General features: G+C 66.7%; 4 protein-coding genes and 2 pseudogenes. 4 read left to right on the top strand and 2 right to left on the bottom strand.

Going from position 1 to position 9,807, the window contains the following annotated elements:
- Window positions 1-386 precede the first annotated feature (386 nt).
- From H305_RS55575 to H305_RS0142955, 3 genes and pseudogenes are all read left to right on the top strand, one after another.
- A pseudogene (locus H305_RS55575) lies at window positions 387-968 on the top strand (FxsB family radical SAM/SPASM domain protein); the annotation flags it as partial.
- 91 nt (window positions 969-1,059) lie between these two features.
- Window positions 1,060-1,215: pseudogene (locus tag H305_RS56565) on the top strand (aKG-HExxH-type peptide beta-hydroxylase); the annotation flags it as partial.
- Window positions 1,216-2,678: 1,463 nt separating this feature from the next.
- Window positions 2,679-3,407, top strand: a complete 729-nt coding sequence (locus H305_RS0142955) for a hypothetical protein (protein WP_158690699.1) — start codon at window positions 2,679-2,681, stop codon at window positions 3,405-3,407.
- 248 nt (window positions 3,408-3,655) lie between these two features.
- Here the strand turns inward: H305_RS0142955 and H305_RS48950 are convergent, their stop codons facing one another.
- Window positions 3,656-3,898, bottom strand: coding sequence for a hypothetical protein (locus tag H305_RS48950; protein ID WP_037767357.1), 243 nt, complete (start codon window positions 3,896-3,898; stop codon window positions 3,656-3,658).
- A gap of 157 nt (window positions 3,899-4,055) precedes the next feature.
- On the opposite strand from H305_RS48950, the gene fxsT reads away from it, so the two are divergent.
- Window positions 4,056-7,481, top strand: coding sequence for an FxSxx-COOH system tetratricopeptide repeat protein (gene fxsT, locus H305_RS48945; RefSeq protein WP_158690698.1), 3,426 nt, complete (start codon window positions 4,056-4,058; stop codon window positions 7,479-7,481).
- Window positions 7,482-8,579: 1,098 nt separating this feature from the next.
- On the opposite strand, the gene H305_RS0142930 is transcribed toward fxsT, so the two are convergent.
- Window positions 8,580-9,101, bottom strand: a complete 522-nt coding sequence (locus H305_RS0142930; RefSeq protein WP_028805858.1) for a hypothetical protein — start codon at window positions 9,099-9,101, stop codon at window positions 8,580-8,582.
- Between the last annotated feature and the right edge of the window lie 706 nt (window positions 9,102-9,807).

Below are 9,807 nucleotides of genomic sequence, written 5' to 3'. Positions count from 1 at the left end.
CCGCTTCGCTCTGCCTCCGGCAGCCGAATACTCGCTCCGCTCGTTTCGCGCGTCCCCGCGCGAAAAGCAGCCCGCCTCCGGCGGGGGTTTATGGAAATTGGCCTCCGGCCATTTCCATAAACCTGCGTGCCTCCGGCACGGGAAAGCAGGAAATGGATTTGTGCCTCCGGCACAAATTCGAATACTGATTTGGCTTTGTCCGTGGGGAGTTGGGGGGTTAGCTGAGGTAATGTCAGAGGTGGTATAAGGATGAGTAGTTGAGGAATCTCCGATTCCCTTCGAGGGATGGGGAACTGACGGGTGTTCCGATGGAGAAAAGTGTTCACGGAATACCAGGGAAAGGAAGCCGGGCCCCCTCCGGGGTCCCGCCTTCCTCGGCGGGTGATCTGTACGCCGGACTGCTGTGCACGGTGGACGTGGCGAACGATCCCGTCGCGGTGCACGACGCCCTGACGGCCCTCGCCCCGCCTCGCATCGACTACCTCCTCCCGCACTCCACCTGGGAGCATCCACCGCCGTCCGGACCGTCGTCATCCCCGACTCCGTACTGGGACTGTCTGCTGACGATCTTCGACCGCTGGGAGCAGCAGAGGCAGCAGGTCCCGGCACGGACCTTCGCGTGGGTGCTGAGCCCACTGCGCGGCCAGCCCATCCTGACCGAGGCAATGGGCCTGGCCCCCAGCGATCTGGCCGTCGTCGAGACGGACGGCAGCTTCGAGCAGGCGGACTCTCTGAAGACCGCCTTCCCCGGAGCCTCAGGCCGCCGGCCACCACGGCTTCGAGAAGTTCGCGGACCATCTGGGCGTCCGGGCCCGCCAGTCGGGGGGCGGCACGTGAGCGAGGCCTGCCGACGCTGCCCGGTGCTGACCTCGTGCGGCGGCGGCCTGTATGCGCACTGGTACACCCCGGAGCGCGGCCCGTCCGTGCTCTGCGCCGACCTGCGCGCGCTGATCGAGGGGATCACCGAACTCGGTCCAGGAGCAGTCGTAGTTCTTGACCGTCTCCACTCAGGGCAGCTCGCGCAGCACGACCTAGGTAGGCGATGGTGTCCTTCGCCAGGTCGACCTACACGACGGCACAGACGGCGACCTCTTCCACGCACCGTGGCGAGGCGACCCGTGTCCCCTGGTCGGACTCTTACACAGGGCATACGCCTTCACGCGGGTGACCGCGTTCTGGCACACCCGGCGACGGCTCGACGAGGGACCGGCCAGATGGCTCGCCCACGCGGTCCGGGCTGACCTGCCCGACCCAGCGCCGGTTCCGGTCGGTGGTCTCAAGGCGCTGGGACCGAGGGAGGCCCGCGAGGCTGCGGGGCTGCCACAGCAGCAGGTGGCCGAACCCTCGACTGGTCCCCGTCGAAGGTCATCCGGATCGAGAACGGGAAGATCGGCGTCACCGGCACCATGGCGCTGGCATCCCGCTACGACATCGATACCGACGAGCAGCAAGAACTCATCGAGCTGGCCCAGGCGGCCCGCCGTCGGCCCCCGCGGTACGCGCCCTACAAGAGGTCATGACACCGACACTGGAGACGTACATCGCCTACGAGATCGGCCACGATCACGCGCAACTGCGAACGTAACGTCGTGCCTGGCCTGCTGCAGACCACGGAAGACGCCGACTGACCGTCATCGACTGGGAGTTGGTCCTCATCGGCGACCCGTGTTGGTCTTCGTCGGCGACCCCTGGGGCTGGTTCGGGTCCCTTTGGGAGACCATCACGACGGACCTGACACTCTCCTAGTGACTTCTGATGCGACGCGGACTGAGGCGGGGCTGAGGACAACACCTTCCGCACCCTGTCCTTCACCCCACCGCTGGAGTTGTACCTGCTCAACGGCATGAAGGCGCTCTTCGGCTCTACACCCGCACCCGGCGCGCGGTGCTGGTTGGCCGAGGGCCAGGAAGACCGACGTCAGGCAGAGGGCGTCTATCTCGACGTGCGACGCGGCGAAGACTCCACAACTCGGGCAAGGGCCTCCGCTCTCGGTCCTCGGCAGCAGGAAGAAGGGCAAGCTGCACCCCAACTCCGGTGCCAACAAGGTGAGTTGTGGGACGTCGTCGATGTCTGGTGAGCACAGGCAGGGCGAGCCGGAGGAGTCTTGGGCGTGCAGGTCGTTGCTAGATGTTAAAGGGACTGCTGATTCTGCGGCTGAGTTCCGTTCGGATGACGTTTCCTCCCTCGATGGCGCTAGTCTCTGCGGATCCGGACGAACTCCCAACCGGTGGTAGACATGACGGATCTAACGACTCGTCGACTGCGGTATTGAGTAGGGTGCCGTGCCGTACCCCTGGCACCCGACTCCATCTTGTGGGTGTAGCGCACAATCACGCTGCCCAATCACGTACCTGGCTCTTTCATGGAGGGGCTCACCGACGCGCTATAAGAACATCGAAGGTGACTGGCCCGAATGAAATGGCCGTCACGCAATAAGAGAGATGAATACGACAGCAGCCCCCTCTCCGGTCCCGGCCTAGGAAACCATTCAGACCGGGGAGGGGGCCGGGAGGGACATCGCAATGTCACCACTAGACCACCTTAGCCGTCGTGCTAAGGAAGCGGGGGAAAGGGCCCGAGCACCGCGAGGGCGTCGTCTCGCCACGGCCACCGCCGCGGTGGGCGCCACGTTTGTGCTCGCTCTGCCGATCCATCCGCAGCACGCATCCGCCTCGGTAATGAAGACCCCTGTTACCACCGCGGCGCTCGTTTCGTCCCGGAGCGACCTGCACGCCGAGCCCGATGGCGATCGCAAGCCGCCTCACATCACCCGCCCCTTCGCAACCACGATCTCGGGAAAGGCGCGCCCCCAGCCGCAGGCTCCCGTCACGTCCGCTCAGGACAGCATCTGGGGCATCCCTACGCCAGTTTTCGCCGGCGTGGTCGGCGCAGGGATCGGCTTTGGTGGCGCGGCGGTGCTCTTCAAGCTCGGACGTCGAAACACGCGCGAGGACCGCGAAGAGGACCGGCAGCGCGAAGATGCCCTCCGACAGCGGGTCGAGGCAAGGGATCTCTGGAGGGACCTGTACGAGGACATCAAGGCCGCCACGTCGGACGCGCTCGCGCTATGCATCGACGTCTCCGACCACCCGCTCTGCGAGGACGACGCCGAGGCACAACAGATCGCAGTTCTTCTTAGACGACTTCGCCTCGCGATCGAACACGCCCGCGGTCGCCGCTCGGACGAGCTCACAGAGAGCCTCACTCAACTGCGCGGCTGCCTGGCAAACCTCAGGGCAGCACTCCTACCTGCGTGTGCATCACTCACAGACCCGAGCAGGTCCGGCCAGTTCGACGTTATGGATCTTGTGGCACAGTCGGCGAATCAGACCCGTATCGCCATTGAGCTGGAAGGCCACGTACACAAGGCCCGGGCTGCCGTAGACACCGAATGGGGCAGCCGCTAACCACCAGGCCCACGTCGCATGCAGGGGGCGGCTGTTCACAATCGGCCCGCCCCCGGCGCCTGACGAGCCATCATCACCTTCTACTCGTACAAGGACGCACCGGCGCACGACAGATCCTCGTACCGCCCTTACTACGCCTACGAGCCGCCTCGCGACCCGCTCCAACGGTTCGAGGCCGCCCCGCCCAGGCGCGCCCGGTACGCGGCGGAAGCTCCAGACTGAACTGCTCGGCCAGGTTCTCGGGGTGCTCACTGGTCTGCCGTCGTCTGGGCCGCGTGATCGGAGCCATCCTGATCTTCTGGCAGATCCTGTTCGGGCACGCGCTGGGCTGTGGAGCGGGTACCAGTCCACGCTCCATACAGGCCAGAGAGAGCGACACTCACCGTGGCCAGCGCGTTGGCGGAGACGCCGAGAGCGAGGAAGAGGGCGCCGGCACCGAGGACGGTGATGAAGACAGTTAGATCGAGCTTGCTGCGGCTGGGGCTACGCATCACGGACGCCTTCCAGAAGTGCTGAACGAGTGGAAAGCCAGCGTGAGGGAATGGTCTGATTGTCCGTCTCGCGATCAGGCGTTAGTGCAGGTCGCCACGCGGAAGATTGAGGACAGTGCGGACACCTGCGGACGGGGGACAGATGCAGGGCGCCGGAATGACCGAAGCGGACGAACTCGCGCACTGGCTGCGTGGGATCACGAAGGGCTGGAGCGTCCGCGCGTTGGCCGAGCGGTTCCCCTACGAGCGCAACCAGTGGGCCGAATTCCGCAAGGGCGCCAAGTTGATCCCCCGCTACCTCCTTGAGGATCTCGTCACAGCCTTGATCAAGGATCCCCGGACTCGGCAGTTGCAGCTGCTGAAGGGCACCGAGCTGTTGGAGGCCGCTGAGGCTGCGGCTCGCGCCCGGTCCGTCGCTGCCGCCGAGATACCCACGGGCACGGCCCTCGAACTGCAGTTGAGGCTCGACGACGCGCGGAAGGGCGAGATCGCAGCGAAGGACGCCCTGCTCGGGACCACCCGCCTCGTCTACATGCTGCTGGAGATGGTCAGCTCCCTCCACCAGCGCTGCACGACGCTGGAACAGGAGCGCGACCGAGCCCGCGCCCCCAACCAGGTCGCAGGAATTCAGGCCGTACAAGAAGAACTGAACAGCACCCAAGCCCTGCTCGGCCAAGCGAATGACCGGCTGGACCAGGCAAGAAGAGAACGCCAGACAGCAGAAGAACTCCGCCTCCTCGCTGAACAGCAAGCGGCCGTATACCGCCGAGCTCTGGAAGACAAGAGCCGACCGGCCGCCTCCTCGACCGCAGCACGCCCCTCTGGCGCCACCCCCACCGAGGGAGCCGCAGACCCCTGGTCACGAGCGGACCGGCCTCCTTTGTGGGAATACGAGGCCGCCCTCGAAACGGCAGACGATGAACTGGCAGCTCACCAGTCACAGATGACAGCAGCACGCGAACAGATGGAGGTCATAAGCGTCTCTGCCGACCAGGAGACCTCGCCCACAGTCGTGGTCGGCGAAGTTGTCCGCAGCGTCCGCGCGGACACCGCGGACAGCCGGCAGCTCAGGAGGCCAGGGTCCTCCTCACTCCCACGCGTCTGGGGAGGCGTGCCACCGCGTAACCCCAACTTCACCGGCCGAGCCGATCTGTTGAAGTTGCTGCACGTGCATCTTCGGCAGGACACGGTTCTACCGGTCGTGGTCCACGGCATGGGCGGCGCCGGGAAGTCTCAGCTGGCCATCGAGTACGCGTACCGATATCAGGGCGACTACGACGTCGTCTGGTGGATCCCCGCCGAGCGGCCCGCCCTGATCAACCAGGCCATGGAGGAACTGGCCCAGCGGCTGGGCCTCACCACCTCGATGGAGGCCGGCATTGACGTACGGGCGGTCCAGGAGGCGCTAGGCCGACGGCATCCGTACGATCGCTGGCTGCTGATCTTCGACAACGCCGATAGCCCGGACCGGATTCGCCCCTTCTTTCCCTATCGGGGTGGCGCGATCATCGTCACGTCTCGCGACAAGGAGTGGAGCCGGGTCGCCAGCCCCGTCGAAGTGGGCCAATTCACGCGTAAGGAAAGCACAGACCTGCTGCTCCACTCCGGGCAGCCGCTTCACGCGGACGAGGCCGCCGCCCTGGCCGAGGCCCTCGGCGACCTGCCGCTGGCCTTGAAGCAGGCAGCCAGCTGGCTGGCCGAAACCGGCGTGCCCGTCTCCGAGTATCTGCGTCTGCTTGAGAACACGCGCCCGACACTGCGCGAAGCGAATCCGCCGCACCACCCCTGGCCCATCGCCGCCGCGTGGAACGTGACACTCGAGCACCTGGGCAGCCGCAGCCCGGCCGCGCTCAGGCTGCTGCAACTGTGCTCCTACTTCGGCGCAGACCCGATCCCCCGGTCACTCTTCTCCGGGCTCGGGAACAACCACATCGACGACGATTTGGACCCGGCGCTAAAAGACCCTTTGCGTCTGGGGCGCGCCCTCAGGGAGGTGAACCGCTACTCGCTCGCCCGTATCGATCACCGTAAGAACACCATCCAGATGCACCGCCTGGTCCAGCGTGTCCTAAGGGACAACATGACCGTCGACGAGCAATCCCGCATGCATCAGGGTGCCCATCTCCTGTTGGCGGCCGCCGACCCCGGCAAGCCAAGTGACCCGAGGGCCTGGCCCCGATACACGGAGCTCTACAGCCACGTCGTCGCTACCGAAGCGGTCAAATCCAACCAGCCCCGGGTGCGCCAGCTGGTGCGGAACATCGCCCAGTACCTCTACCACTGGGGCGACCACGAACTGTCCCTCGAATTCTCCGAGCAGGCCTGGGAGACGTGGCTTGTCTTCGGTGAGGAGGACCAGCCGACACAGCTCATGGGCCAGTGGCTGGGATTCACGTACTGGGCAGCGGGCAGGTTTGACGACGCGTCGAACCTGGCAACCCGCCTCAGGGAGATCAGCAGGCTCCCGGCCTACGACACCCGCGAGACCGCGCTCGGAGTACTCCAGCTGGAGGCCGCCGTTCACCGTGCGGAGGGCAACTTCGCGGCCAGCGCCGGCCTGGACATGACCGCTCACGAGCGGGCCCGCACGAGTTTCGGCGAGAACGCCCCCACCACTCTCGGCATCGCCGACAACGTCGCAGTGAACCTGCGGCTGGTCGGCGCGTTCCCAAGCGCACTGGAACTCGACCGCCGGATACTGAACATGAAAGGCCGTCTGTTCGGCAAGGACGATCCGCAGTACCTGATCACCAAGTGCAATCTCGCTCTCGACACCCGCGAGATGGGCGACTACGCCGGTGCGCGCAAGCTGCACGAGTCGGCCTGCGTCACGTACCTAGGCACGCTCGGCCGCGATCACCCTGCCACCATCGAGGCTTTGCGCCAGCTCAGCGAGTCCTGCCGCAAGGCTGGCGACCATGCGCGCTCCCTCGAACTGGCCACCGATGCACACGCCCGCTTCATCCGCCGCTACCAGCAGGACCATCCCCGCATACCGCCCGCCGAGCTGACCCTCTCCCTCGCGCTTCGCCACAACGGTGACCTGGAGGCCGCCCACACGCGCGGGTCGAAGGCCTGCGAGCGCTACCGGCAGAGCTACAACGAACGGCACCCGCACGTCCTGTCCGCAGACATCGACCTCGCCATCACGCTACGGCTGCTCGGCATGCCCGAGGAAGCGCACCGCCTGGACGAGGCAGCGCTCACCATCCTCAGCGAGAGCCTCGGCGAGAACCATCCCCTCACCCTCGCCTGCGCCATCAACCTCGCCAGCGACCTCGCCGCCCTCGGGCGAACCGCAGAGGCGCGCCACCGCGGGGAAGCCACGCTGGAACTGTGCCAGGCCACCTTCGGCAAAGACCACCCAACCACACAAGCCTGCGCCGGGAACCTGGCACTGGACCTCATCACCACGGGCGCCGAGACGGAAGGGCGTGCCCTGCGCGAGGACACCCTTACGCGCATGGCACGCGTTCTGGACGCAGCGCGTCTCCCAAAGGCCTCGGGCACCCCACACCCGGCCGTTATCCAGTTCAGGGAAGGCACACGGGCCAACTGCGACATCGACCCACAGCCACTGTGACCAGCCAGCGAACGAACCTGGCCAGAGAGGCTGCCTTTCCCAACACCACGGACGTGGACGATCTGGTAACGCGGGTGAAGCCGTTCGACAAGATCACCGTGTTCGCCACGTACGCCTCGCTCGGGCTCGGCACGCTGGAGCGCGCACACCAGGCCGGTCTTCCGGGCTGAGATCTGATCGTCATGGACGAGGCGCACCGGACATCGGACCGGATCGGAAAGCCATGGGCGGTCGTCCGTACTGGATGCCGCGCAGCAGCTCCTCGAGGACGGCAGGCGCCTGGTGACGGCCTGGACATCGACGCCCCCGCCGGTTTCGCCGAGCCTGCCCGCACGCTGTCTGGGCCGTTCCTGCGCGCCGCCTCTACACCGAGACCAACCGGCACCTTCGGCTGCGCCCGGCCGGGCGCAGCCTCTTCGGTCGCTCTCCACGAGGTGACATGACGCGGCCAGAGCTGCGGATTCGCGTCACGTCACTTCACGGCGCATCCTCCCTCGAACCCCGCCGCCGCGCTGTGATGTTCGCGGCGATGACGGTGCAACCGCCGGTGATGGCGGCTCCGATGATGGCCCCGATGAAGGCGTACATGTTTCCCCCTTGCTCAGTGGCGCTGAGTTACGCCGGGAGAGACCATCGCACCTCTCTCCCGAGCATTCCAAGCAGCGGCCAGGCAGGTCAGAGGGCCGCGGGGAAAGTTTGTGTGCGGCGAGTGCCGGATAATTTGCGTAGGATTTCGCGGCGTTTCGGTACAGGGGTCCGCGCCGAAAACGTGCAGCTCTAGCTCGCTGTGAGACAACCCTCGGGGTACGCGTACCCCCTAGCACCGCACCGGCGCCCGCTCCTACGAGGTTTCCGCCCGGACTCCTGGCACGTTCCGAGGGCTCTCCTATCAGAAGGTCCAATAGACGGGGCCTGCCCCATGCCGTACGCGGGGTGCGCTCTCTGTGGCAGACGCCGAGTAGCCCGCGACGCTGGCCCCGCCCGTGCCTACGGTCCGTGCCCGTAATTCCGACAACCGCACCGCCACGGCGCCTGTGAGGCCGTCCAGGTGTTGAACGGCCGCAGCCGTAGTGGGCCGGGGGCGAGGGACGGGGTGACTCACCCGCGGGTGGCGGCATCAACGTCGCCTGCGTTGACCAGCGCCCTTGTCAGCTTCTGCACCTCGGAGGGGCGTTCATCCTGCGGCAAGGCCGTTGCGGCGTCCAGCAGGGCGCGGGCGTGACGTCGTACGGCTGCGTTCTGCCCGGTCCCGGCGGGAGAGTGGACCAGGTATGCGGTCAGGAGGCGCGCGTCCTCGCTGTCCGGGTGTCGGGCGGCGCGTTCGGCGACGAGGTCGGCGTCCGTCAGGGTGGGGGTGTGCTCGGCGCTCGCCCGCATCAGGGACAGCCACAGGTTCTCGTTGAGGCCGGCGTCGGCGAACGCGCCTGCGCCGGCGAGGGCGCCGGACGGCAGGCCGGCCGCGAGCGCGGCGCGCCACAGGTCGGCCGCTGCGGCCAGTCGGCTGGAGGCATCGGGCGGGATGGGACCGTCGGTGCGCGGGGTGCGGGAGGCGATCGCGGCCAGTAGCCGGATGGTCGCTTCCACTCCCCCGGCGCCGGTGGCCAGTCTGACCGCGTCCACGGGGGCGCGGAATTCGGCATGCCCGCCTCGAATCTAGGCGCCGCCATCGACACCCCCGCAGACGTGCTTAGAGCGCCAACGGCTGTACCGCCAGTCCCAACGCCGTAAGCGGCGTCGCTCCGGGACGGGGCGGGGGCCGCCTACGGCAGCCCTGTACGTCTGGACGAGGAGGGCGCCTTGGGGGGTCCGAGAAGTGATGCACTCTGGCTCCGCCGCCCCGCATAGGCAAAGACGAAGTAAAAGGTTTCGAGTCGTCAAATGATCAGCGCGCGGAATCAACTCTGACGTATGCCGTCAGAGTTGATTCTCAACTCCCGTAACTGGCACGGCTGGAGAGGATTTTTGCCCCTCATCGGCCGCGCGCGGCAGCCCTAGACTCAGGACGAAGAAACGAAAGGGCCCCATCCGGCACTCATGGCCTGGTAACCAGCCGGGCGGGGCCCTCTACCGACTCCCACGAAAGGGGAATCTCGCATGCATTCTGACACGTCCGGCCGCGACGGCGGGAAGCCGAGCCGCCGGGAAGTACTGGGGGCCCGGGCACGCCGCACGCTTCGCCTCATGCGCCGGCGGTTCCTTCTCGGCCTGGCATACGGCTCGGGATCGGCCTGTGTGAGCCTGGCCGTGGTGTGGGTCCAGCACCGCGTTTGACCCAGAAACGCGTATAGCCTCGGTGATCGCTGGCCCTGAGTTCGCGCCGGCGATC

Origin of the sequence: Streptomyces sp. 142MFCol3.1 (assembly GCF_000424945.1) — a bacterium.
Lineage (GTDB): Bacteria > Actinomycetota > Actinomycetes > Streptomycetales > Streptomycetaceae > Streptomyces > Streptomyces siamensis.
This window is presented reverse-complemented; position numbering and strand designations above follow the sequence as displayed.

Bases quoted from the DNA above. Each gene is read 5' to 3' on its own strand.
- fxsT (WP_158690698.1), top strand. From the start codon at position 4,056: ATGACCGAAGCGGACGAACTCGCGCACTGGCTGCGTGGGATCACGAAG.
- H305_RS0142955 (WP_158690699.1), top strand. From the start codon at position 2,679: ATGAAGACCCCTGTTACCACCGCGGCGCTCGTTTCGTCCCGGAGCGAC.
- H305_RS48950 (WP_037767357.1), bottom strand. From the start codon at position 3,898: ATGCGTAGCCCCAGCCGCAGCAAGCTCGATCTAACTGTCTTCATCACC.